Origin of the sequence: Aquimarina amphilecti, from assembly GCF_900109375.1 — a bacterium.
Classification (GTDB): Bacteria; Bacteroidota; Bacteroidia; order Flavobacteriales; family Flavobacteriaceae; genus Aquimarina; species Aquimarina amphilecti.
The window spans coordinates 1-26136 of the sequence record NZ_FOAB01000006.1; the positions used below are offsets into that span (position 1 = coordinate 1).

26 protein-coding genes are annotated in these 26136 nt (G+C 32.0%); 10 read left to right on the plus strand and 16 right to left on the minus strand.

What is annotated here, in order from left to right:
- Nucleotides 1–1125 (minus strand): immunoglobulin domain-containing protein (locus BMY33_RS15775; RefSeq protein WP_425284228.1); only part of this gene is annotated, 1125 nt, incomplete at its 3' end.
- A gap of 325 nt (nt 1126–1450) precedes the next feature.
- Here BMY33_RS15775 and BMY33_RS15780 point away from each other — a divergent pair.
- The 5 genes from BMY33_RS15780 (at nt 1451) to BMY33_RS15800 (ending at nt 7490) form a co-directional block, all read left to right on the plus strand.
- Nucleotides 1451–2173 carry a hypothetical protein gene (locus tag BMY33_RS15780; RefSeq protein WP_139195679.1) on the plus strand — a complete coding sequence of 241 codons (723 nt, stop codon included), beginning with the start codon at nt 1451–1453 and terminating at the stop codon, nt 2171–2173.
- Nucleotides 2174–2358: 185 nt separating this feature from the next.
- Nucleotides 2359–3849, plus strand: coding sequence for an SGNH/GDSL hydrolase family protein (locus BMY33_RS15785; protein WP_170837097.1), 1491 nt, complete (start codon nt 2359–2361; stop codon nt 3847–3849).
- A complete protein-coding gene (locus BMY33_RS15790; RefSeq protein ID WP_091410359.1) occupies nt 3839–5116 on the plus strand; it encodes a GDSL-type esterase/lipase family protein in 1278 nt (425 codons plus the stop codon). Before BMY33_RS15785 ends, BMY33_RS15790 begins: the two co-directional genes overlap by 11 nt.
- A complete protein-coding gene (locus tag BMY33_RS15795) occupies nt 5109–6767 on the plus strand; it encodes an MBOAT family O-acyltransferase (RefSeq protein ID WP_091410362.1) in 1659 nt (552 codons plus the stop codon). The genes BMY33_RS15790 and BMY33_RS15795 overlap by 8 nt, the downstream gene beginning before the upstream one ends.
- Before the next feature lie 69 nt (nt 6768–6836).
- Complete coding sequence (locus tag BMY33_RS15800) at nt 6837–7490, plus strand: uracil-DNA glycosylase family protein (protein ID WP_091410365.1); 654 nt, start codon at nt 6837–6839, stop codon at nt 7488–7490.
- A 70-nt stretch (nt 7491–7560) separates the two neighbouring features.
- Here the strand turns inward: BMY33_RS15800 and BMY33_RS15805 are convergent, their stop codons facing one another.
- A complete protein-coding gene (locus tag BMY33_RS15805; protein ID WP_091410367.1) occupies nt 7561–8094 on the minus strand; it encodes a hypothetical protein in 534 nt (177 codons plus the stop codon).
- A 174-nt stretch (nt 8095–8268) separates the two neighbouring features.
- Nucleotides 8269–8862: a DUF1287 domain-containing protein gene (locus tag BMY33_RS15810; protein ID WP_091410369.1), complete on the minus strand. Its 594-nt coding sequence runs from the start codon at nt 8860–8862 to the stop codon at nt 8269–8271.
- 208 nt (nt 8863–9070) lie between these two features.
- Here BMY33_RS15810 and BMY33_RS15815 point away from each other — a divergent pair, with 208 nt between their 5' ends.
- Nucleotides 9071–10333 (plus strand): hypothetical protein, encoded by a 1263-nt coding sequence (locus BMY33_RS15815; protein ID WP_091410371.1) that lies wholly within the window; start codon nt 9071–9073, stop codon nt 10331–10333.
- Between the two features lie 4 nt (nt 10334–10337).
- Here BMY33_RS15815 and BMY33_RS15820 read toward each other — a convergent pair whose 3' ends face one another.
- The 10 genes from BMY33_RS15820 to BMY33_RS15865 all read right to left on the minus strand — a co-directional run bounded on the left by BMY33_RS15820 (nt 10338) and on the right by BMY33_RS15865 (nt 18526).
- Nucleotides 10338–10619 carry a DUF6576 domain-containing protein gene (locus tag BMY33_RS15820; protein ID WP_091410373.1) on the minus strand — a complete coding sequence of 94 codons (282 nt, stop codon included), beginning with the start codon at nt 10617–10619 and terminating at the stop codon, nt 10338–10340.
- 60 nt (nt 10620–10679) lie between these two features.
- Nucleotides 10680–11441 (minus strand): tryptophan synthase subunit alpha, encoded by a 762-nt coding sequence (trpA, locus tag BMY33_RS15825; protein WP_091410375.1) that lies wholly within the window; start codon nt 11439–11441, stop codon nt 10680–10682.
- Nucleotides 11442–11530: 89 nt separating this feature from the next.
- A complete protein-coding gene (trpB, locus tag BMY33_RS15830) occupies nt 11531–12712 on the minus strand; it encodes a tryptophan synthase subunit beta (RefSeq protein WP_091410962.1) in 1182 nt (393 codons plus the stop codon).
- Between the two features lie 50 nt (nt 12713–12762).
- Nucleotides 12763–13437: a phosphoribosylanthranilate isomerase gene (locus BMY33_RS15835; RefSeq protein WP_091410377.1), complete on the minus strand. Its 675-nt coding sequence runs from the start codon at nt 13435–13437 to the stop codon at nt 12763–12765.
- Nucleotides 13434–14219, minus strand: coding sequence for an indole-3-glycerol phosphate synthase TrpC (gene trpC / locus BMY33_RS15840; protein WP_091410380.1), 786 nt, complete (start codon nt 14217–14219; stop codon nt 13434–13436). Before trpC ends, BMY33_RS15835 begins: the two co-directional genes overlap by 4 nt.
- Before the next feature lie 17 nt (nt 14220–14236).
- A complete protein-coding gene (gene trpD / locus BMY33_RS15845) occupies nt 14237–15232 on the minus strand; it encodes an anthranilate phosphoribosyltransferase (protein WP_091410382.1) in 996 nt (331 codons plus the stop codon).
- A gap of 9 nt (nt 15233–15241) precedes the next feature.
- Nucleotides 15242–15811 (minus strand): anthranilate synthase component II, encoded by a 570-nt coding sequence (locus BMY33_RS15850; RefSeq protein WP_091410384.1) that lies wholly within the window; start codon nt 15809–15811, stop codon nt 15242–15244.
- 27 nt (nt 15812–15838) lie between these two features.
- Complete coding sequence (locus BMY33_RS15855; RefSeq protein WP_091410386.1) at nt 15839–17236, minus strand: anthranilate synthase component I family protein; 1398 nt, start codon at nt 17234–17236, stop codon at nt 15839–15841.
- Nucleotides 17237–17465: 229 nt separating this feature from the next.
- On the minus strand, nt 17466–18032 hold the full coding sequence (locus BMY33_RS15860; RefSeq protein ID WP_091410388.1) for a YceI family protein: 567 nt from the start codon (nt 18030–18032) through the stop codon (nt 17466–17468).
- Nucleotides 18033–18073: 41 nt separating this feature from the next.
- Nucleotides 18074–18526: a MarR family winged helix-turn-helix transcriptional regulator gene (locus BMY33_RS15865; protein ID WP_091410390.1), complete on the minus strand. Its 453-nt coding sequence runs from the start codon at nt 18524–18526 to the stop codon at nt 18074–18076.
- Between the two features lie 218 nt (nt 18527–18744).
- On the opposite strand from BMY33_RS15865, the gene BMY33_RS15870 reads away from it, so the two are divergent.
- From BMY33_RS15870 to BMY33_RS15885, 4 genes are all read left to right on the plus strand, one after another.
- Complete coding sequence (locus tag BMY33_RS15870; RefSeq protein WP_091410392.1) at nt 18745–19266, plus strand: TlpA family protein disulfide reductase; 522 nt, start codon at nt 18745–18747, stop codon at nt 19264–19266.
- Between the two features lie 44 nt (nt 19267–19310).
- Entirely contained in the window at nt 19311–19937 is a 627-nt protein-coding gene (locus BMY33_RS15875) for a thioredoxin family protein (RefSeq protein WP_091410395.1), read from the plus strand.
- Nucleotides 19938–20052: 115 nt separating this feature from the next.
- Nucleotides 20053–20367 carry a rhodanese-like domain-containing protein gene (locus tag BMY33_RS15880; RefSeq protein ID WP_091410396.1) on the plus strand — a complete coding sequence of 105 codons (315 nt, stop codon included), beginning with the start codon at nt 20053–20055 and terminating at the stop codon, nt 20365–20367.
- An 18-nt stretch (nt 20368–20385) separates the two neighbouring features.
- Entirely contained in the window at nt 20386–20787 is a 402-nt protein-coding gene (locus BMY33_RS15885) for a rhodanese-like domain-containing protein (RefSeq protein ID WP_091410398.1), read from the plus strand.
- Between the two features lie 74 nt (nt 20788–20861).
- On the opposite strand, the gene BMY33_RS15890 is transcribed toward BMY33_RS15885, so the two are convergent.
- The 3 genes from BMY33_RS15890 to BMY33_RS15900 all read right to left on the minus strand — a co-directional run bounded on the left by BMY33_RS15890 (nt 20862) and on the right by BMY33_RS15900 (nt 26093).
- Nucleotides 20862–22673, minus strand: a complete 1812-nt coding sequence (locus tag BMY33_RS15890) for an N-acetylmuramoyl-L-alanine amidase (protein WP_091410400.1) — start codon at nt 22671–22673, stop codon at nt 20862–20864.
- A gap of 5 nt (nt 22674–22678) precedes the next feature.
- On the minus strand, nt 22679–23554 hold the full coding sequence (locus tag BMY33_RS15895) for a TolB family protein (RefSeq protein ID WP_091410402.1): 876 nt from the start codon (nt 23552–23554) through the stop codon (nt 22679–22681).
- Between the two features lie 109 nt (nt 23555–23663).
- Entirely contained in the window at nt 23664–26093 is a 2430-nt protein-coding gene (locus BMY33_RS15900; RefSeq protein WP_091410404.1) for a peptidoglycan DD-metalloendopeptidase family protein, read from the minus strand.
- Nucleotides 26094–26136: the final 43 nt, after the last annotated feature.

Sequence of the window (26136 nt, forward strand, 5' to 3'; positions counted from 1 at the left end):
TCCGTTTCCGCTATCCGTTACACCAGAACCTGAATAAGTTCCTCCAGCAGGACTTCCGCCAGTTAATCCAGTTTGTGTGCCTTGATCAATACATAAATCTGATGGCGCACTAAAAGTTATATTAGGTAAGTCAAATACTTCTATGGAATCACTTGAACTATCGTTACAAGTGCCTGCACTTGTGTAAGTTATTGAATGTGTTCCGACATCCGAAATAGTTGGGTTAAAGCTGTAGGTAAGTCCATTACCATCATCAGTTACACCAGGACCAGAATAAACCCCTCCAGTTGGAGTTCCGCCTCCTAAATTAGTTTGTATTCCAGCATTAATACATAAATCTGCGGGTGCTGAATAACTTGCAACATCATTTGCAGTGACATTGACCGTAAGATTTGCACACGAACCGGGAACTACACATAAACCTCCTTCACCTCTTACAAAATAAGTGGTGCTTGGTGATGAAGGGGTAACTACAAAGGATGATGTGCTGGTAGTTCCGATTTCTGTACCTCCACAAGCTCCTGTGTATATGTGCCATTCTGTTGCGTCGTTTAAGTTTCCAGAAATAGAAAGTGTAGCAGTGTCACCTTCGCAAAGAGTAGTTGGAGCATGTGTAACGGTAGGGATATCCGGATCAGTACAAGGAATCGCAGTAAGGTTTACTAAAAATAATAAATCACTGTTTGCCTGTGAGATTCCATTTTCATAACGTTGACCATCTGCATAATTAGGTGTTGGTTCATTATCATACGCTATTAGTCCACCTATATTGGAAATATCAAGCGTATACGTTTGTCCAGAGATTAGAGTAATATTTAACGCTGAAAAATCAAATTCCGAATAATCAGTAGGAGTCGAAAAAGGACTAGTAGTCTGATTCGTTAGCGTTCCTAATACCGTTCCACCATACCCTTCTCCATCATAAAGAGTTACATTTACTACATCACTAGTAAAAGTTAGAATACCAATAGAATTTAAAATGCCATTACAAGAAGCTATGAAACTCTGCCCAGATTGAAGAGAAGTTCCATTTATCAATTGGTCATCATCATTTTCAATAGAACATTGACTATTTCCAACATTTGCAATACAAAAGATTGCAATTACAAGTATAATTCTTTTCACTTTATAAGTATTTTAAATACACCTTTTCAGAGTTGTTAACACTGAATTTAAAAGTTATTAACAATGTAGATTGGGGGCTTATTTGTATAAGAGTGTCTACTGTTATGACTTTAAGTTTGTTATATGTTTATGGCGTAAAGATAGATAATTATTTTTTGTTAATAACTTTAACATTAAGAAGACCTGTCAAATAGCTGAAATTTCAAGATAGAAAATGATGTAAAACACAGATTTTTAGATGACTATTATTAATCGCGCAAAGTTTTATGAAGAGGATTGTGCTTTGTGTTTATAAATAATCATAGAGATTTATTATTTTCGTCGGATGCCATATTTTTTAATTATCGCTTTACAGGGCTTCTGCATATATCACGCTTTTAAAAATAACCGTGAGTACTATTGGTATTTTCTAATTGTGCTTTTACCAGTAATAGGATGCATTATTTATTTAGTTACGCAAGTCTTTAATAAAAGGGATTTAGATGTTGTTCAAAAGGAAATCGTAAGTGTAGTAAATCCAACTAAAAAAGTAAATGATCTTAAAAAACAAGTTGAATTCGCAGATACTTTTCAGAATAGAGTATTCCTTGGAGATGCCTTATATGAAATTAAGGATTATAATTCTGGAATTGGAGAATATGAAATAGCTTTAAATGGTAAGTACAAGTCTGATTCGGGAGTTGTCAAAAAACTACTGGAAGGTTATTATCAAACAAGTCAATTTGATAAAGTCATTTTTTGTGCTGAGCAAATAAATGAAAAAATCGATTTTAAAGGTTCCCGAAGTCAGTTTTTATATGGTTTAGCATTAGGAAAACAAGGTAGGAATGAAGAAGCTAAAGAAAATTTAAAACCTATTGATCAGCGATATTCTAATTATGAAGAACGTTATATTTTAGCTCAATTTCTTATTAATCAAGGTAAGATTATGGATGGTAAGGAAATTTTATCAGAAATAATATTAGAATCACAACACATGTCTAAACCTAATCGACATAAGTATAGAAGAGTAGTGAACGATGTAAAGAAGTTAATTGAATCTGTTTAGAATGATGATAAAATTAGTATTAATAAACCTAGTAGTGTGTCCTCTAAAAATATATTACTTTAAGAAATTAAAGGGTATTTATATTTAAACGGTAGATAATCTCTTTGCGTTTCGTAAAAACTTTCTATTTTTACAAAAATCAAAAGTCCCCGATAGCCTTGAAAATCAAACCTATTCAAATATCCTTGTTTCTAATACTCGTGTTGGGAGGGTTATTTGGTCTTATGTTTTTGAGTGAAAAAGGTGGTGTTCAAAAAGCTCAGGTAGAAGAAGATGGTTTCTCTTATGAAGGGATTTCTCTAAAATATCCTACTTACAAAACTTTTCTAGCTTTAGAAAAAGACTCGTCGCTAACTAAAAAGCAGGATATCCTAAAAGTTACCGAAACGGTTGTCCCTGTAGCGGATGAATCGGATATGGAACCTGAGTCTTTATTAGCTAATAAAGAAAAAAAGGATAGTTTACAGAGACCGGATTTTTCAAAGATTGATAGTACTAGAATTGAAAGAATACGATATCCTTTAGATAATCCAGATTTTGTAAAAGAACTACAATCTAAATTGTCCTCTAGATCTTGTAGAATATTACATTATGGTGATTCCCAAATAGAAGGAGATAGAATTACAGGCTATATTAGAAATAGATTACAAACTATGTATGGAGGCAGTGGACCTGGTTTTATACCGGTAAAACCCGTATATAATCAGATTGCAGCTATTGTAAAACCTAGTGAGAATTGGTTTAGATATGCTAGATTTGATCCAACGCAAGAGAGATTTAAACATAGAAGGTATGGAGCTTATATGTCAGTATCTCGTTTTACAGAACATAAAAAAACACTCCCAGATAGTATAGCTTTAGATTCATTACCAATAGTAAAAGCATCAGTAGTTATTGGTAAATCAAAGAAAGCATATGCTAAATTTAGAAGATTTACTAATATCGGTTTACATTACGGGAATTGTAATTTCCCAATTAAGATTTCTGTATATAATGAAGGAAAACTGATTCAACAAGAGGACCTAATTGCGGATGGTAAATATCATAAATATAAGATAAGAACCAATACAACCCCAAGTAATTTAAAAATTGAGCTTGAAGGTAAAGTAAGTGCGGATTTTTATGGGTTAACATTAGACGGAGGATCAAGAGTACAGATTGATAATGTAGCTATGCGCGGTTCTTCTGGAACGATTTTTTCTAGTACAAATGCTTCTGAATATGGTAAGATGGTTAGGGATTTAAAACCTAAAATCATCATTATGCAATATGGTGGAAATACTATGCCTTATTTAAAGGATTCAACGAAAGTCGATAATTATGCAAAATCTATCGTTAATCAAATAAATTGGTTAAGACGCAGAACAAAAAATGCAAGTTTTATATTTATCGGCCCCACTGATATGTGTCTTCCTGTAAATGGGAAAATGGAAACATACCCTTTACTACCTTATCTAAATGCTAAATTAATAGAAACTTGTTCTGATAATAATGTGGCTTATTGGAGTATGTATGATGCTATGGGAGGAAAAGGATCTATGCCTTTTTGGGTTGAAGAAAAATTAACAGCTAACGATTACATGCATTTTACCTGGAAAGGAACTAAAATTATTTCAGAATTGTTTTTTACTGCACTATACCTTGATCTCAAAAAAGAAATAGCCGATGAAACATAGTATACTTTATTTATATTTTTTTCTAGTAGGTGTTTCTGTTGTAGGTCAGGACTATGTTTTGGATACTATTCAAGATAAATACACCTTCATTAATTGGAAAGCGAATCGGATTAAATTCGTGGAGAATTCTCCTTCTTTTACTAAGTTATTTCATAAATTGGACACTATAGCTCGAGGAAATGATGAAGATGTTCATATTTTTCATATCGGAGGATCCCATATACAGGCTGATATTTATTCTAATAGATTAAGAACGTATCTTCAACAGATGAGTCCTACTGCAAAAGGACAAAGAGGATTTATTTACCCATATAAAATTGCTAGTACAAATAATCCTAGTAACTATAGTGTAGAATATGATGGGAATTGGAAGGGATATCGTTGTTCTATAAGAAAAGACAGCGTTGCTTGGGGAATGGCTGGTGTTACTGCGGTTTTTAAAGATTCAATTTCTAATATTAAGATAAAAGCAAATCATAGAGGGTATGATGCGCAGCAATATAACTTTAATAGAATTAGAATTTTTTATGACAATTGGAGTGAAGATTATGAAATCTTTTTTAAAGAGTCTGGATTAATTGCTGATACCAAGGTAAACAAAGAGGCTCATTTTATTGAATTTGTACTTACGCGAACTTTAGAAGAATTGGAATTTTGTGTTCAAAGAATTGGTAATCCCGAAACCCCTGAGTTTTTAATGATGGGGATGGAGTTAATGAATGATAATAGAGGTGTCGAATATACTACTATCGGCGTAAACGGCGCTAGTTTTAGTTATTATGATAGATGTAAATATTTTAATGATCAGTTGATGTTGTACAAGCCAGATCTATTTATTGTTTCGGTTGGTACTAATGACGCTTATCATCCGGATTTCGACCCAGAAGAATATAGAGTGTATTATGAAAATCTTATTTTAAATATACAAAAAGCCAATCCAGATTGTGCAGTTTTGCTTACAGTTCCAAATGATTCTTATTATAAAAAGAAGTATCCAAACCCTAGGACTAGATTAATGCAAAAAATAATCTATGAGTTAGCGAAAAAACATAAAATGGCAGTTTGGGATTTTTATGAAATAATGGGAGGTTATAACAGTTCTAAAGATTGGTATCAGAATAAGTTAATGCCCAGAGATAGAATACATTTTACACAATTGGGATATAGAATTAAAGCAGATTTACTATTACAAGCATTGACAAATTCATGGGAAAAAGAATTACAGTTAGCGCCTAACTCTGTTTTGAATCAAATAATTAATGAATAGACTAAAAGATATTTTTTCTTTTTCAGAGGATTACCCTCTGATATTTACACAGGCAGATTTCTGGATTTTCTTTGCAGTTATCTATTTTTTGTATGCAATATTATATAGTAAAAAGAATCTGCGTAGTGCATATCTGTTTGCGATAAGTTTATTGTTCTATTATAAGACAAGTGGATTGTTTATTGGAATTTTGCTTTTCAGTACAGTAAACGATTTCTTTTTAGGTAAAGCTATTTATAATAGTACATCCATATTGACAAAAAAGTTATTGGTAACAGTAAGTGTAATAATTAATCTAGGGACACTCTGTTATTTTAAATATGCCTATTTTTTTACAGAATCCTATAACAATCTTTTTAATACTGATTATCAGGTAATTAATTATTTAGCTCAATTCGCTAATTCTTGGGCGAGTGTTGATTATTTTACAGTCGATGCGATCATTTTGCCGGTAGGAATTTCTTTTTATACTTTTCAAACTATTAGTTATAGTGTTGATATTTATAGAAAGCAGATAAAACCGCTAAAATCTATTATTGATTTTGGTTTTTTTGTAAGTTTCTTTCCTCAATTAGTTGCAGGTCCTATTGTCCGTGCAGCAGACTTTGTTCCGCAGATTAGAAAAGAGATTAGGGTTACAAAGGAAGATTTTGGGAGTGCAACTTTTATGATTCTTAAGGGATTGATAAAGAAGATGCTTTTTGCAGATTTTATTGCAATGAATTTTATGGATCGAGTATTTGACGTCCCAGAAATGTTTTCGGGATTTACAAACATTATGGCAATGATTGGGTACTCATTACAGATTTATGGAGATTTTTCTGGATATACTGATATAGCTATTGGTTTAGCATTATTGATGGGATATAAATTACCCGTTAATTTTGATTCGCCCTATAAAGCCATACATTGTGGAGACTTTTGGAAACGATGGCATATATCTTTATCAAGTTGGTTAAAAGATTACCTATATATACCAATTGGAGGGAACCGAAATGGAAGTATATTTTCATACGTTTTTATTACTGTTTTTACCTTTTTAGGTGTATTTGCTTATGTAGATTTTGGGGTAGCAATTATTGCAACAGCTGGGATAGGTCTATTGCTTATTGTTACATTGTTTTCCTCTAAGTTGGCTTGGCATTTTAATAGGAATGTCAATATTATGATTACGATGTTGATCGGAGGATTATGGCATGGAGCATCTTGGAAATTTGTGATCTGGGGTGGGTTAAATGGATTAGGAGTTGTTGCTTATAAATATTGGCGTAAAATAAGTCCTTATGAAAATTCTAATAGTTGGTTAGCAATTACTTGGAAAATTGCATTTACTTTTATTTTTATCACATTTACCAGAATCTATTTTAGAGGTAATAGTATGGATCATATTAACCGCTTTTATCAGGCTATTATGACTAATATGGATTGGACGAATGCTTTAGTAGTTCTTTGGGAGTATAGAATCGTATTTGTTGTCATGTTATTTGGGTATATCACGCATTGGTTACCTTACAGGACTAAAGATTGGCTGTTAGATCAGTTTATTAAAAGTAATATCATTATCAAAGGGTTAATAGCCGTAATTGTTGCTATTATATGTTATCAAACGTATGCTGCCGATTTTCAACCTTTCATTTATTTCCAATTTTAGAATGTAAATACATTTGTTCTTCCTTGGTAAATTCTTTTTAACTTTGTAAATCATAAACCGCAATTAATATTGTTTAATCATATACATCCATATGCACCTTTTTTTCCAGAAGGAGCAACAAAACTTATTGTAGGTACATTACCGCCTCCACGTTTTACTTCTGGAGAATTAAAAGTGGGTGATGTAAATTTCTGTTATGGAAGTATTAGTGGATTATTATGGCCTGTTTTAGATCGTATTTTTAATTTAGAATTGGTTTTTGAAACCACACAAAAAGCAATAGATCAACGTAAAAATTTTTTAAGTTCTAGAGGAATTGGAGTATGTGATATAGTACATTGCTGTAAAAGAGATAAAATCGACGCTTCTGATCTTGGTATGCAGAATATACAACTACGAGATGTGGTGTCATATTTGTATAAGTACCCTAAGATTGATACGCTTTTATTTACAGGTGGTAATAGTAAAAACGGACCAGAATATTTCTTTAGAAAACATCTTCGAGAACACCAATTACAGTTAGAATTAGTTTCAAATGAGATTCCAAGAATACATCGTTTTAAATTAGGAGAAAGAATTATAAAAACCGTTTCATTGATTGCTCCATCAGGAGCAGCAAATAGATCTATTGGAAGTTTGCAAACCTATAAAGATTTGAAAAACCAAAATCCAAAATTCAATACAATTGATTTTAGAGTCTTACAGTATCAGGATTATTTTTGATGAGACAGAAAAATCGACATCAATGAATGATGTCGATTCTTTTCAAAAGTAACTTTATTACAATACTATATTATGCTTCTTGATAAGCTTGCGCTTGTGCATATAGAAATTTCGCTTGCTTTTCTGGCGCCATTTGAATTTGTACTAATCTCCATGTAAGATTGTAAGTACTAATATTAAAATTGGCAGGAATAGAACCAAAAAAAGGATCATTTGTGTCTAATGCAGTCGTTGCAAATGATGGTTGCCCTTTGGTGATCAGTTTAATTTCTGAAACACTTCCATCAATTGAGCCTGTAACAGAGCGATAATATTGCCAAACTAAAGAGGTGTTACCAATACTGTTGGTAAGATCTCTAAAACCATCTGCTGGTGGTCCAGATACATTATATGGCACTGTTGAGCTGGTTCCGAATTTATAGGATAATGAATTTACAATTTCTTTACCACCCATGTTTACCGAAGAATAATCAAAATCTGTTTTAACGCTTTTGATTCCATTCATCACATCCTTTACAGATGATTGAGCAGTTACATTAGGTACCTGTAGGTTTTCGAAATAACAGTAGAGCCCCACAACTCTAAAACTTACTTGTAATGACATAGTTCTTTTTTTAAGTTAATACTTGTATTATACCAAATTACATTAAGAATTCAGGGAAAATACCCCGTATTAATACTGGTTAACAATTGTTTACTTATAAAAGATAGAAGGTTTATACAAATTGATTAAAACTATACAATCGTTAAGGTTTTCTTATGAATAAAAAAGATTTTACTAAGATTTCCTTTTTCCGTTGTAGCGATAATGCCCTATAATTTTATAATCAAACAAACAATCAGATAATACTTGTCCGCCACCGATATTATGTACTATTAAGTATCGTTGTTGATCTTCAGATTTTTTATCAACCACTAGTCCAATATGAGTTAATCCACCACCTAAACTCCAACACACAATATCTCCCGGAATGTAATCTTGTGCTTTATTCGAAATAGATTTTACTTTTCCAAATCGAGAAAAGAACTTCATTAAATTTGGAACTCTTCTATGGTCAATATTTTTATCTGTTTTTGATAACCCCCAATTTTTTGGGTATAGACCAAAGTTTGCGACCATATCCTCGTGTACTTCTTTTTGAAGATCAATTCCTAGTTTTCTATAAGCTCTTATTACTACATCTGTGCATACTCCTTTGTCATTAGGAACATCACCATTTGGATATTTCATGGAGAAATATGAAGGGTCATAGGTAACATCTTGCGTGGTTAATGTTATTGTAGCGTCGGATAATCTATCATAAAAATTTTCTTGGGCAATAATAGCATTAGAAAATATAGATACTAAAATGAGTAAGATTAGTCTATGCATTTTGTTTTGTTTTTAATTTATTAACGTTATTAATTTTTTATTATTAAGAAAATTCTTGCATTATAGTATATAAATTCTTTTTTTTGAACCTTAATTAGAATATAGTTTATTTTAATTACGCATATAATTTTTTATACCCCTAATCTTCATTTTTTACTCATTCTACTTTCGCGAAGGTGACTAACTAAAGTTACTACCATATTTCGTTATGAGAATTTACTGTTTACTAGCCGCTTTTTGCTCTTTACTACAATATAGTTATGCGCAACAATTGGATGTTGATTTTTCTAGAGATGGATTACTAGTTTTTAAAGAATTAGGCGTTTTAACTTCTCATATTATTGATTTTGATGTTCTAGAAGGTGGAGAAATCAATGTTTTATACGAATCTGATGCAAAAAGAAACCTGATGCGTCTTGCTAAAAACGGGGCAAAAGATATTCGTTTTAATACAGAAATAAGCAATCTAAATAACGAATATACCATACCAGTAGCGATTAATTCTAAAGCAGATGGGAGTATCTTGGTTCTATCAAATTTTTGGAATGGGTATAGTTGGATGATTTCTGTTAATGAGTTTTATGATGATGGAACTATTAATCATGGATTTGGTAGTAGCGGAGTATACAAAAAGAATATTCTTGATAATTTAGATGATAATTACGGACAATATATTTATGCTTCATCAAAAGATGAGATAATAGTTGTCGCTAAAGTAAAAGATTTTAGAACAACAGAAAGTGAAGAAAAGATTGCTATTCTTAAGCTTTCTGATATTGGTGAAACATTATCCTCCGGTTTATATGATGATCATTACTTTACATTAAATTGCTCTGCAATGGCAGATGATTATCTATTATTGGCGTATTCTGAATCTATAGATAATGGGCAAGAACAAGCTACGTACCTGGCTGGATTAGATAGTAGAAAAATGTCTTCTAATAAATTAAACTGTATACAGATTAATGAAGATTATCAATCATTTGATCGTATTGTGTTATCCGAAGAAGAGATGTATACTTCTCAATTGAAAAGTGATTCTGAAGGTCTGTATCATATTCGTAAATATGATGTAGAAGGAAATCTGGATGCTTCTTTTTTTGATACTGGAGAAATGAGTTATAGTGCAGATATTTATAACACTGATTTTGTGGTGAATGATAAGGGGGAAGTATTTGTTATTTCTGCTAGTTTAGATAATGAATTCGAAATATTGATCAAAAAGTTATTGAACAATGGTGATGTCGATACAGATTATGGTACTAATGGGGTGGCTTCAGTTTTTCTTAAATACCCAATTTTGGAATTAAATAAAATTCGATTGAATAAAAAAAGTGAGTTATATATTTCTGGTGAAATGCGTGTTGAAGGAGATTCTTATGGTTTTATGACAAAATTAAAACTAAATATGGAGCAACTAAAAAGAGAAAAATTAGAAAAATTCTTGGATAATTTATTTACTAAAGAATAGTAAATTATTTAGATAATTCTTCTAACCTTTCCTTTTCTATTTTAGTGAGTTTATCAATACCTTGCTTGTTTATTTTATCTAATAAATCATTTAATTCTTTTTCTTTTTCTATTTTATTTGTGTTGTATCGATCGTCTATATCTAATAGCCCTTCTGGTTTTTCCTTAATACTTTTTTTGAATTGCAAAAAATCAGGTTTTAACCACTTGATGAAAACAAAAATGACAATAACGGCAATTATTAAAGGAATAGAAATAAAGGTTATCAATAAAATCGGAGATATCATAAAAATTCTAATTAATTCAGAACGAATATTATAAATATTCTTTTTTTAAATTTATGAATATTATCTAATCTTTTGAGTAAAATCTTCAATACTTTCTACACCATTTTGAGTTAAGTGTTTGATAAAAGCAGATCCAATAATTGCACCTTTTGTAGTTTTAGTCGCTTGAGTAAAGGTTTCATTATTACTAATACCAAATCCAACAATCTGTGGCGCCTTTAAATCCATATTAGCGATACGCTCAAAATATGCTTCTTGTGTATTTCCAAATCCAGATGTGGATCCTGTAACACTTGCAGAACTTACCATATAAATAAATCCATTAGAAACACTATCAATAAAACGTATGCGTTCTTCTGAAGTTTGTGGAGTAATTAAAAAGACATTGATTAATCCGTATTTTTCAAAAGTTTCTTGATATTGTTCGTGGTATTCCGCAACTGGTAAATCTGGTATTATTAACCCATCAATTCCTATTTCCTGACATTTGGCACAAAAAGCTTCTATCCCATACTGCATCATTGGGTTAAAGTATCCCATAATAATTAATGGTATGCTTACGGATTTACGGATATCTTTAAGTTGTTCAAACAATAGTTTAGTCGTCATTCCATTTTTTAACGCTATTGTAGAGCTTTCTTGTATTGTTGGTCCATCTGCCAACGGATCGCTAAAAGGTAATCCGATTTCTATCATATCAACACCGCTTTTCTCTAGATCCTGAATGATTTTTTTGGTATCATGTAATGAAGGATAGCCTGCGGTAAAATATATTGATAATAGTTTTTTATTTTGCTCAAGAGCTGTATTAATTCTGTTCATGTTTTTATTAGTACAGTAGTTTTTAGTTAGTACTTAGTGTTAACAAAGAATAGGTCAATACTAAGTACCAACTACTTTCTACTAATTTATTATAATTTGAAATAATCTATATAAGTATTAAGGTCTTTATCTCCACGTCCCGAAAGACTAATAACTACAATGTCATCAGGTTTAAATTTTTTGTCATTAAATACTGCTAAAGCATGTGATGTTTCTATTGCAGGTATGATACCTTCTAATTGAGATAATTCTAATCCAGCAGTCATGGCATCATCATCTGTTACAGAGTAAAACTCACCTCTTCCTGTTTTGTACAAGTGAGAATGTAAAGGACCTACACCTGGATAATCTAATCCAGCCGAAATAGAATATGGTTCAGTGATTTGTCCATCGCTTGTCTGCATTAGTAGTGTTTTGCATCCGTGTATAATCCCTTCTTTACCTAATTGAGATGTTGCTGCGCTTTCTCCACTGTTAACGCCTTTACCGGCTGCTTCTACAGCAATGATTCCTACGCTTGGTTCGTCTAAGAAATGATAGTACGTTCCTGCTGCATTACTTCCGCCTCCAATACAAGCTACAACGTAGTCGGGATTTTCTCTTCCCTCTTTCTCTTTTAATTGCCATTTGATTTCTTCAGATATAATGGATTGAAATCTAGTAACCATATCAGGATATGGATGTGGGCCAATAGCAGAACCGATGATATAATGAGTATCTACAGGATTATTGATCCAATCTCTAATAGCTTCATTAGTTGCGTCCTTTAATGTTTTACTTCCGGATTTAGCAGGCCTTACTTCTGCACCAAGCATTTTCATACGAGCTACATTAGGAGCTTGACGTTTAATATCAATTTCTCCCATATATACGATACACTCAATTCCCATTAATGCGCAAACCGTGGCAGTAGCTACACCGTGTTGTCCAGCACCTGTTTCTGCAATAATTCTATTTTTGCCTAATTTTTTTGCTACTAAAATTTGCCCAATGGTATTGTTTACTTTGTGTGCCCCAGTATGATTTAAGTCTTCACGCTTTAAGTATACTTTGGTTTTGTGTTTTTCAGAAAGACGTTTAGCATAATATAAAGGAGATGGTCGTCCTACATAATCCCTTAATAGTTGATCAAACTCTTCTTTAAAAGAAGGTTCATTCATAATCTCTAAATACGTAGATCTTAACTCTTCTACATTAGGATATAACATTTCTGGAATGTATGCTCCTCCAAAATCGCCATAATATCCTTTTTCGTTTACTTGATAGCTCATTTTTCTTATCTTTTTATTGATAGCATAGTAGTAAGACATAGATAACGCCTTTAACAATCTACGGTCAATAGTTTTTTAAATTTTTCTAAATCATTTATATTTTTTAATCCTGGTTCAATTTCAAATTTACTATTGATATCTATTCCATATATTGGTAAATCTGTTTCTAGGATTGTTTTTATTTTTTCAATTTCATTTAAGCCTATTCCTCCACTTAAAATAAATGGAGTAGTGGAGTTATAATTGTTTAAAACACCCCAGTCGAAAGTATATCCATTGCCTCCTTTTTCTTTTCCTTTTGTGTCAAAAAGAAAATAATCTACAATTCCTTCATAAGGTTTTAATATTTCAAAATCAAATTGGTCTTTGATAGAAAAAACCTTCCATACTTCGAAGTTATAAGACTCAAAACCAACTTCGATTCCATTTTCGATAATTGGCAATGATAATTCCACTTCTTTTAGTGCTTTGCAGTATTCCGGACTTTCATTACCATGAAGTTGTATGGCCTTTAAGCCATATTTTGCGATTTTTAAAACAACCTGATTTAAAGGCTCGTCTACAAAAACTCCTGTTTTTTTTATGGTTGCAGGTAACTTTGAAATTTCTCCATCGAAATTTCGAGGAGATTTTTCATAGAAAATGAACCCAAGATAATCTGGCTGCAATGCTGCAACAGCTTCTATGTTTTCTTGATATTTCATTCCGCATACTTTTAATTTCATCTCTGCAAGGCTTTTATAAATTCTACAGCACTAGGACCTGGGTTTTCTGTTTTCATAAAATTTTCACCAATTAAAAACCCTTTATAACCATATGGTTGTAGTTCTTTTATTGCTTCTATATTACTAATTCCACTTTCTGAAACTTTTACGAAATCATCAGGGATATGTTGACTTAATTTCTTGCTAACATCAATACTAACATCAAAAGTTTTAAGATTACGATTATTCACTCCTAACATATCTAAAGAAGGCATTATTGATTTCTCTAGCTCTTCTAGGTTGTGTACTTCTAGTAATACATCAAGAGATAATTTTTTGGCAAATTCTGATAATGTTTTTATTTCGTCTCTAGATAATACAGCGGCGATTAATAATACTACATCGGCACCATATGCTTTGGCTTCTAATAGTTGGTATTCATCTATGATGAATTCTTTACGTAATAACGGCATCTTTACAGAAGCTCGAGCCAACAATAGATCATCTAAAGATCCACCAAAATATTTTCCATCCGTTAGAACTGACATTCCACAAACTCCTGCATTTTCATATCCTACGGCTACATCTTGGACGCTAACTTTTTGATTAATCACTGATTTAGAAGGAGACCTACGTTTGTGTTCTGCAATAATACCGGTTGTACTATTTCTTAATGCCTCTGCTAATGAGTTTCCTTCTCTGTCAAATAGTACAGAGTTTTCTAGTTGTCGAACAGGTATTATGCTTTTCCTTAATGCTACTTCTTTATATTTATCTGCTATAATTCTATCTAGTATGTTCATTCTTTAATAACTGTCAACTAATTTTTACTCAATTCTTGTACTTTCTTTAATGCTTCTAATCCTTTACCTGATAGTAATGATTCTTTTGCTTTTTCGAATCCTTGAATTGGGGATAAATTTTGAACTGTTGCAATTGCCATTCCTGCATTGGCAGAAACTACGTTGTTTTGAGCCTCAGTTCCTTTTCCACTTAGAATATTCATGAAAATAGCTGCGGATTCTTCTATGGAATCTCCACCTACGATTTCTTCCATTTTTAGAGTTTTTACTCCAAAATCTTCAGGTGTTAACATTCCTTCAGTCTTATTAGATATTGTTTTTGTGCTGCCTGTGAGGGATATCTCATCATACCCGTCTAGTGCATGAATTATAGTAAAATTTTTATCTGTATTTTGATATAAATACCCATACATTCTTGCTAATTCAAGATTGAATACACCTACGATTTGATTTTTTGGAAATGCTGGATTTACCATTGGTCCTAGCATATTAAAGAATGTCTTTACTCCTAACTCTCTTCGTATTGGAGCTACATTTTTCATAGCTGGATGAAATAAAGGTGCATGCAAAACACATATTCCTGCTTCATCAATACTGCGTTTTAGAAAATCTTTATCGTTACTAAATTTAATTCCTAAATGTTCCATAACGTTAGAACTACCACATTTAGAGGAAACCCCATAATTTCCGTGTTTGGTTACTTTGATACCTGCACCTGCAGAAACAAAAGATGATAATGTAGAAATATTGAAAGTATCTTTTCCGTCTCCTCCAGTTCCACAAAGATCGATAGGATTATATTCGCTTAGGTCTACAGCAATACATAGTTCTAATAAAGCGTCTCTAAAACCTTCTAGTTCTTCGACAGTAATACTACGCATCATATATACAGTTAGAAAAGAAGCAATCTGACTTTGATTGTAGGATCCTTTAGAAATGTTGACTAAAACCTGCTTAGCTTCTTCCTTAGAAATAGTCTCGTGATTGATTAATCTATTGAGTAATTTTTTCATCGTAAGAGTTTAATTATTAATCCAGTTTTCTAACATTGTTTTTCCATCAGGAGTAAGTACAGATTCTGGATGAAACTGTACGCCTCTAACATCTAATTCTTTATGTCGTAGAGACATTATTTGCCCATTTTTATCAAAGGATGTTGCCTCTAGACAAGAAGGTAAATCTTTCTCTGATACGACCCATGAGTGATATCGTCCTACATCAAAAGTATCGTTGAGACCTTTAAAGAGAGGCTCATCTGATACGGTAAGTTTTACCTCAGTAGCAACACCGTGATATACTTCATCAAGGTTGATAATATTTCCACCAAAAACTTCTCCGATAGCTTGTTGACCAAGACATACGCCAAATATACTTTTGGTGTCTGCATATGTCTTAATGATTTCTTTTAAAAGCCCAGCTTCATCAGGAATACCTGGTCCTGGTGAAAGTAATATTTTATTAAAAGAAGCTACTTCTTCTATATTCAATTGATCATTTCGTTTTACAATTACTTCACACCCTAAGTCTTCTAGGTAATGAACCAGATTGTAAACAAATGAATCGTAGTTGTCAATTACTAATACTTTTTTCATATTATTTAGTAGGAGTTTATTAGCTCCTTATATTTCTTCGGCTAGTTTTAACGCTTTAGTTAATGCTCCTAGTTTATTGTATACTTCTTGTAGCTCGTTTTCTTCGTTAGATTCATTGACTAATCCTGCTCCGGCTTGCCAATGTAATTGATGATTTTTACTTAAAAATGTTCTAATCATAATGGCATGATTGAAATTTCCTGAGAAATCCATAAAGCCAATAGCTCCTCCATAAAAATCCCGATTTACAGTTTCATATTTTTCTATAAGTTGCATAGCCATGTGTTTTGGAGCTCCACTTAGTGTTCCTGCCGGAAATGTATCAGCAACTACTTGCATTGTTGTTGTGTCCTTGTGTTTTTTTCCAGTTACTTTACTTACTAAATGAATTACATGTGAATAGAACTGGACTTCTCTATAAGTGTCTACAGTAACATCACTTCCGTTGCGACTTAAATCATTACGTGCTAGATCTACAAGCATTACATGTTCTGCGTTCTCTTTTTCGTCCACGGACAGTTTTTTTGCTAACTCCGCATCTTGTTCATCATTTCCAGTTCGTTTAAAAGTTCCGGCTATAGGATGGATTTCTGCAATATCATCTTTAACTACTAATTGAGCTTCTGGTGAGCTTCCGAATATTTTGAAATCACCATAATCGAAATAGAATAGGTAAGGAGATGGGTTTATGCTTCTTAGTGCTCTATATACATTAAACTCATCACCTTTAAACTTTTGAGAAAAACGTTTTGATAGAACTAACTGAAAAACATCTCCCCGTTGACAGTGTTGTTTAGCTAATGCGACATGTTCTTTGTATTGTTCATCATCTAAATTAGAGGCCGTTTCATCCACAGTGGCGAAGCTATATGAAGCAAAGTTTTTTACATTGAGAAGGGATTCTATTTCTGTAATATTACTTTCAGAATCATAGCAATGGGCAAAAATATAAGCCTCATTGTTAAAGTGGTTGATTGCAATAATATTTTGGTATACATTGTATTGCATGTCAGGTATATCTAAGCCACCTTCTTTTTTTGTAACGGTTATGTTTTCAAAATATCGTACAGAATCATAAGAAATATAGCCAAATAGTCCATTGTTTATAAACTTAAAATCACTTTTAGAGGTTTTAAATTTTTGACTAAACTGCTCTATAACAAGAGGGATATTAGTATCGTTAGTTATTGGAGTTTCTTTACTTGTTTTGTCTGGAAATGATTCGTAAATAGTTTCATTTTCAATTTTAATATTAGCTATAGGATTGCAACAGATATACGAAAAACTGTTTTCGTTCCCTCTATAATCACTGCTTTCTAATAATAGACTATTAGGAAATCTATCTCTAATTTTTAGATAGACACTAACCGGTGTAATAGTATCGGCAAGAATTTGTTTGAAATGTGTGGTTAATGTATAACTCATGTTACATTTTTATATTTATAATTTATAAAACCCCTAATTTATTAGAACAAAAAAAAGGCTTGTCGTGATTTGACAAGCCTTTGATATGTTTACTTAACTATATGACAGGAGCTATCTCACGACGTTTTCGTTATAAGATGACCACCACCACGTATTTGTTAAGATTATATTCATTTTAAAATTTCTTGAGTCAAATATATAAATTTATTATAATTCAAAAAACAAAAAATTACATTTTTAAATTTACGGCTAATTCAAATTCATCGCTGATAGCTTTATCTCCTAGATTATCAAAGAAGCTTCCTGATCCATATTTGATATCATATTTAGTTCTATCAACATTCAATGTTGCGGAAGCAGTCGATCCATTTACTGCAAGTTCAAAAGCAATAGGGTTCGTTTTACCCTTGATAGTAAGGTCTCCGGCAATTTTATAACCACCATCCATTTTTGTAGCTTTTTTAATGATAAGTTTCGCGTTTTTAAAGTTCTGCACTCCAAAGAAATCATCAGAATTAAGATGTCCTTCTAGTTTTTCTTTCCCTTTTCCAGCTTCAAGATCTGTAACAGCAAGTGAACTCATGTCTACTATAAACTCTCCTCCGCTTAGATTTTTATTATCAAAGGTTAAGAATCCACTAGAAAAACTAAGCGTTCCTGTATGTTGACCTGTAACTTTTTTACCTGTCCAATTAATAGTACTTTCTGCAGTATTTATTTGTTTTTGTTGTGCATAAAAGGATGTAGTAGCAATTAAAGTTAATGCTAGCAATAATGGTTTAAGTTTAGTTTTCATAATTTTTAAAATTTAATGATTATATAAATGTGTTTACTTAATTAACTTCGAAGTTTATTCAATAGATTATTTAGGGTATTTAATTCTTGATCCGAGAGATCTGATGTGATCTTTTTTTCGAAACTATGCATTACGGGGCTTACTTTATCCAAAAAGGTATTCCCTTCTTCTGTAATAGTAATTTCTACTTTTCTTCTATTAGTTTCACAGGTAACTCGCCTTACCAAGTCTTTTTTAATGAGTTTGTCTACTAATCTAGTAGTATTACTCATTTTACTGACCATTCTTTCCTGTATAGTAGATAAGTTAGCGGGTTTTCCTTGTTGCCCTTTTAATATTCTTAATACATTAAATTGTTGAATAGAGATATCATAAACCTTTAATTCTGAACTTATCTGATCACTTATCCAGTTTTCGGTATACAATAAGTTGATAATCACTTTTCTGGAAAGTGGAAGTTCTTTTTTCGTTTGTATGATGTCTTCTATTTTCATTTGTATATACAATTATTGTATATACAAATGTATGTTGTTTACTCTTTTAAAAATTATAATTAGTTACTAATTCTTTGTTAAAGTTCTGATGATTGCTATTCATTAATATTATTATTGCTCGATTAAAGGATTGAGAAAATCCTAAAATTCTCTTTATGAAATATTTAAACCTTGTTAATTTCCTTTTAGGAAATAATGTGTTTTAATACATTAGTATAATGCAGAAACTGATCTTATATATAGGATTGACCTTTTTGGTTGTGAGTTGTAAAGGAGAACAGAGAGTTGCTTTCGAAGCTTCTAATGTTTTTTCTAGCAGAGGTGTGGAGATACCAGTATATGACTTTGAAAATTTTGAACATTTATTGAGTATTGATGATGGAAAAACTCGGGTGATTAATTTTTGGGCTACCTGGTGTAAACCTTGTGTTGCGGAATTGCCATATTTTGAATTAATTAATAGTAGATATCCAAATAAAGAGGTTGAAGTAATATTAGTAAGTCTAGATCTTCCCAATCAAGTGGAATCTAAGCTAATCCCATTTGTGAGAAAGCAACGTATACAAAGTAAAATAGTATTGTTAGATGATCCTGATGCTAATACTTGGATTCCAAAAGTAAATGAAAATTGGTCTGGTTCTATACCAGCTACCATTATATACAAAGGAAATACATCTAATTTTTATGAGAGATCCTTTACATATGATGAATTAGAAAGAGAATTAAAAAAAATATTATAAATAGCTCTTAATCTTATTTATTAAAACCTTAATTAGATAAACAGATGAAAACTTTAAAAATTTTAGTAGCGGTTGTTCTAGTAATTGCAGTAAGTGCATTTGCAATTGATAAAGTTAATTTGTCCGATAGTGATGCTGGATATATAATAGGAGATACCGCAACAGATTTTAGCCTTAAGAATATTGATGATACTACAGTTTCGTTAGCTGATTATAAAGATGCTAAAGGATTCATTGTTATTTTTACTTGTAACCATTGTCCTTATTCTGTAGCTTATGAAGATAGAATTATAGAGTTAGATAAAGCGTTTAAAACTAAGGGCTATCCTGTTGTTGCTATTAATCCTAATAACCCTAAAGCGTATCCAACGGATAGTTTTGATAATATGAAGGTAAGAGCAAAAGAGAAAGGATTTACATTTCCTTATTTATTTGATGATGGTCAAAAAATATATCCTCAATATGGAGCTACAAAAACTCCACATGTTTATATTCTAGAAAAGACCGCAAATGGTAATATAGTCCGTTATATTGGAGCAATCGATAATAATTATAAAGATGCATCATCAGCTGATGAAAAATATGTTGAAGATGCTATTAATGCTTTATTGAAGGGAGAGAAAGTTCCTGTAGAAACTACTAAAGCTATAGGTTGTAGTATAAAAGCTTAATTCATGATATTACTTTTGAAATAAATGGATGTACGATTTCGTACAATTCAGTTAGGACTCTTATATTTGTATGGAATTGCGGATTTAAAAGTTCAATTAAAAATCGAAATATAAAATGGCCGAAGATATAACTCAAGATCAATGGGAAGATCTAATTGCTAAAGATACAAGTGCAGTAATTTTAGATGTTAGAACAGAAGAAGAGGTAGAAGATGGTTTTATCCCTAACATGTTAAATCTAGATATACGCCAAGGACAAGGTTTTTTGGATGAAGTAGAGAAGCTGGATAAAACCAAAAATTATTATGTATACTGTCGTTCTGGAGCTAGAAGTGCGCAAGCATGTACGTTGATGAATCAAATGGGCTTCAAAACTACTTATAACCTAATTGGTGGTTTTATGAGTTGGGATGGCGAAGTTGCCGAATAATATTATTCAATAGTGTTTATGAAGATTAAAACAATATTAACCGTAGTTGTTCTTTCAGTTTTATTATTTAATTGTAAGAATACCAGTACAAGCGATACTGCTGTTGTAGAATTAATAACGGTAGAAGAAATGGATTCTTTGCTGGAAATGGAAAAGGTACAGCTCGTAGACGTACGTACTGCAAAAGAATACGCAGAAGGACATATAGAAGGTGCGATTAATATCGATTTTAGTGATGAAAATTTTGAAACACTTATATCTGAAGTAGATAAAACAAAACCTGTGGCTGTGTATTGTGGAAGAGGAGGAAGAAGTGGTAAATGCTCTGCTTATATGAAGAAAGCAGGATTTACAAAAATCTATGATCTAGATGGCGGTATTACTGAATGGAAATATAAAGGGAAACAGATTACAAAGTAGTTGCCTTAAAAAATATCAAAAAATAAAACCGACCAAATTTTGGTCGGTTTTATTTTTTGATATTTTTTTAAAACTTATTGTTTTAATATCCTACTATAGGATACATGATCTCCATTTTTAATTTTTATAATATAATTACCATTTGTAATGCCTTCTAGAAGAGAACTAATATTCAGGTTTTGTAGGCTGTTTTCTTTAGATGTTTTACTAATTTTATTTAAGAATTTACCTGTAATATCCCAAATTGACACTTCTATACGTTCATTTGAGACAGAATTGTAGGTCATCGTTAATGAGTTGTTTATTATTGGGTTTGGATAAATGATAGGGATGCTATTGCTTAGTTTTGTATCATCAATAATATTAGGATTCTGGCGAGAAAGAGAGCTGATTGTAACATCTAGATTTCCAGGAGAAGACCAATTTCCTGCAGCGTCTCTTACTAAACTTTTTATTTTTCCGTTTTGTCTTCTTATATCTTTAGTAACAGAAGATCCAGCCGTGATTAATTGCGTTGGGTTTGCTCTAAACTTATAAACTTTAAGATCATCAAATTCCATATTGGTTTTGTTTGTTCTTAAAGAAATTGAACTTCCATTTTTGATAGGAGTTGTATCTGTCCATCGTAGTAAAGAAGTATTATTTTTAAAAATCTCTATGACCCCAAAAGCTGGGCTATAAGTGATTTTATAATTAGCCCATTGGTTATCGAGAGATACATTTTCTATTGCTCTAAAATTTAATTGATTGTTAACTGTTTCGTATATTCTAACTTTATCATCTTCTCCACTAAACCATATTAAATAAGAGTTTCCTCTTTGACTTTGAGTTACATCATCTGCCATAATATGAATGCCAAACTTTCTTGGCCCTGTAGTAGAAATAGTCTTAGCTGAGAATTCATATAAATATGGTAAACCAGAATTTTGAGATAAAAAAGTATTTAGTTTTGTGTTATCCGAAGAAATGTTAGATTGGCTTAGATGACCATTCTGAACACTCCAACTCCCTGCTCCAGTAGTATATCCGGAATATAAAATATTGAAGTTATCATTAAAAAAACCGTTTCCACGATTAGCATACCAATTATCGCCATATTTTTCTAAAGCTTGATAAAACCTTCTAGTTACTCCTATATTATCGTTATCATTAAAGTTCGCTGTAAAATCTCCAGATTGTGAGTTTCCTCCAGTAATGCTTATGGTTGTAGTTGGTGCTTGTGTATCTCCTGTTGGAGGTGCGGTGCAGCTTCTGTTTAAATCATTCTGAAGAGCAACTAAATATGCATCTGCAAATCTATTTCTCCAAGTATCACTTAAAAGTTTTGTCGCATCTCCCGTATCAACAAATCCTATTTCACTAAGTACACCTACTGCATTATTGCCTGTTAATACGCCAAGATGAAAAATAAAGGAAGCATCTTCCACAGATCTACGGTCTCGCCATTGCCCTTTTTCTACCATTCTGTCTTGAATTTGCCTCGAGAATCTACTATTTGATGATTGAGGAGAATTACTCCGATTGCACCAAAATGTTTCGGTGCCTGTTCCGCCTCCTGCATTACAATGTATACTGATAAAGCGATCCGCTCTCCAGTTATTAGAAATAGTCCTTCGTTGGCTAAGAGTAAGCCATCCATTACGGGTACTTCGAGTTAATCGCACCGACCAACCGTTACAGTCATTTTCAATTAAGTTTTTGAGCTTTATACCAACTGATAGTGCGGTAGCGTGTTCTGTATCCGTTCTCCCATCAGGATTACTACCATTACTAGCATATCCATGTCCTGGATCTATAACAACAACTTGTGCTAGTGATGTTTTAGGAAATAAAATGATACTTATAAAGACTAACTTTATGATTAGAATTATTAGTGTATTTTTCATGGGGACTAGTTTTTAAAATTAAGATCAGCAATAAAAATTCTTCCGCTCTTTTCATCAGAAAAAGCAATTCTTTTTCCATCAGGAGATACGTCTCCCCAAGTTTCAATAATATCATTAGAATTTGTTAATTGGGTCTTTGAAACAGTTTTAGCAGAGATATAGAACAAGTCCGATGCAGAGATAGTGTGTCCATCAATACTTTTGTCTTCAAAAGTAATGACACCATTATTATTGGGTAACCATGAACTTGCTAATCCATATCCTAGGGATATACGTTCTTGTTTTTTGTAAATAGGGTATAGATATATGTTTGGCCCTTCGTGTACCACTACTTGCTTTTGATCAGGAGAAACAATAGGATGGTAATATTGTCCTTCTTCTTTGGTTATTACCCAAGGTTTTCCATTGATACCTTCTTTTGCTTCTAGTTTAAGTGTTTGTAAATTGATATAAACTATGAGATTTTTATTAGACTTTTTCTGAAGTGATAGATCCGTGTTGTCAGGATGCACATTATTTAGAGTTTTCTCAGCTTTTGTTTTTAGGTTTATACTTTTTACTAGTATGTCAGAAAAGAGTCCGTCTTTAGGTTTTTCTCTAAAAATAATGCTTTTACTATCTGTGGACCAGTTAGCGAGATATCCAATTCCTTGTCCGTTTTTAACTTTGGTAATCTTATTTTCGTGAATAAGATCTATTACAAATAATTCATCATTATGATGATCTGTAAACAAGATTTTCTGACCATCTGGTGACCATACAGGAGTGCTATATTCTCCTTCTTCAGTTATTGGTTTGCTGTTAGATATACTTTGTGATTGAATAGGTTGACTTAGCCAAGAGCAGAAAACTATGCAGGCTATTAATGTTTTAGGTTTCATATGATGTTTGTGTTTTGAGTTTATGTTTTATGAGTTATATTATAAGAAAAAGGGCTCTGACAGGTCGTTAACCAAATAAGTAGAACCCTTTTTACACACTTACAAAAAACTATCGTTTAATAATTGAGATCGTCTGAGAACCTCGATCATCATTTATTTTAATAAAATATGTGCCATCTTTTAATGAAGTAAAGTAGCTGCTAAGATTTAAGGATGTATTCCCTGCTTTTTCTGTATACTTTCTAAAAGATTTTAGAACACTACCCTTAATGTCAATTATTGATATAGAGGTATAGGACTTTTGTAGCGATTTATAGGTAAGGGTTAGGTTTGTACCATTTGTAGGGTTAGGGTATATCTTAACCTCAGTATCATTTTTTAGAAAAGTGTCATTTATAACCTCTTGATTTTGTCTTGTTATAGAACTTATAGTTACATCTAGATTTCCAGGAGAGGACCAATTTCCAGCAGCGTCTCTAACCAAGCTTTTTATCTTTCCATTTCTTCTTCTGATATCTTTAGTAATTTCTGTTCCAGCTAAAATTTCTGTAGTGTTATCAGCTCTAAACTTATAAACTTTTAGATCATCAAGTTCAATATTGGTTTTATTCGTCCTTAATGAAATAGAACTTCCATTTTTGATTGGAGATGTATCCGTCCATTTTAAAATAGAGGTGTTATTTCTAAACACTTCAATCACACCAAATCCAGGACTGTAAGTAATTTTGTAATTAGCCCATTTATCATCTAATGTTACATCATCAATTGCTCTAAAGTTTAATTGATTATTTATAGTTTCATATATTCTTACTTTATTATCCTCGCCGCTAAACCATATTAGGTAAGAATTTCCTCGTTGACTTTGATCAGGAGAGTCAGCCATAATATGTATGCCAAATTTTTTAGGGCCACTAGTAGATATTATTTTTGCAGAGAATTCATATAGATATGGTAGTCCAGAATTTTGTGATAAGAACGTGTTCAATTTGGTGTTATCCAAAGTAATGTTTGATTGACTAAGATGACCGTTATTGATAGCCCAATTTCCTGCTCCTTTGGTATAGCCAGAATAAAAAATATTAAAGTTGTCATTAAAAAAACCATTACCTCTGTTAGCATACCAGTTGTCGTTATATTTTTCTAGTACTTGATAAAACCTTCGAGTTACACCAATATTATCAGTATCCAAATAATTAACAGTGAAATCAGAGGATTGGGTGTTTCCTCCAACTGCTGTTATAGAAGTTGTTGGTGCCTGAGTATCTGATTGAGAACCAAAGGTATTCTGTGAACGATAAATATAATTTTGTCTAGGTTGTCCTGCGTCAACAAAAGATCCAGAAGTAGGAGAGTTTCCTCCCGCGGCTCTCCACTCAAAATGAATATGGTCACCAGTAGATCCTCCTGTAGTTCCTTCTAAAGCAATTACTTGTCCTTTTTGTACAGATTGTCCTTGATTTACCAATAGTGTTTTATTATGCGCATAATATGTACGAGTTCCATCACTATGTCGTATGATAACTAATCTTCCGTAACCGCTAGACAAACTTCCGCTTATTCCAGAAAAGGAAACTGTTCCTGCTGCAGAAGCTCTTACATTATCATCTCCAGATAAAGAAGTAGCAAAATCGATGGCGTGATAGCCATGATGTCCGCCAGGTGTAAAAAAACCACATTGGCCAACGGGACTATGAGAACCGGTGGGACCAGGAGTTCCGTGTCTGGATACACAATTTTCTTTGCCAAAATCCCAAGGTAAATAATAGGACAGGTTAGATTTATGATTAATACGATACTGTTTGTTTTTTTCTGAATCAATATTCCAACCAAGAACATCTATGTCTTTTCCTTTTGATTGAATTATAGTCCTAGTAGTTTTTTTTTCGATATTATATTCATAAATATGATCAGAGATATCATGTAAGTGATCAATTTTTTGTTTAGTAGATCCAGAAAATATAAAACGATCTCTTTGTGGTGATAGCAAAGGTGTTCTAGTGTATTGAAAAGAAATAGGAAGTTTTTCTATTTCGTTAGTTTGAATATTATAAATAAAGATACCTTCATGTTCTTCGGCTGCATCTAGGTAAATAGCTTCCGCAAAAAATTTATTTGGATCTTTAGTCCAAGCAATTGGTTTTAAGACTAGATCTTTTCTATTCTTATTTTTTTTATTTATTAATGTAGTCTGTTTTCCGTTTTTTAGGTTAATTTTTTGAAGCTTAAATGCGCCACCTATTTGTTCTCTTTCTAAGTAGATCCATACGTCAGGATTAAATGGGCTTTGTAAGCCTTGAAAAAAATCAAAGCTAGTAGTTAAACTTACTTCTTTAGTGATATCCTTTAGCTGTAGTACTACCAGATCGATTTCAGAAGTGATATGTAGAGATGCTTTGCTTTGACTTAATAGTGCGGTAGTTTTATTATGTGTATTTTGAGAATATAGTTGCTGGTTTTGTCCTATAATGAGTTCTTGAGCTTCTGATATTTGTACATAGAATAGTAGTAGTAATAAGGTTTTTATTGTAGTGTTTTTCATAATTATGAGTTGTGTGTGATTTGTTTATTTTGGGTATAAACAG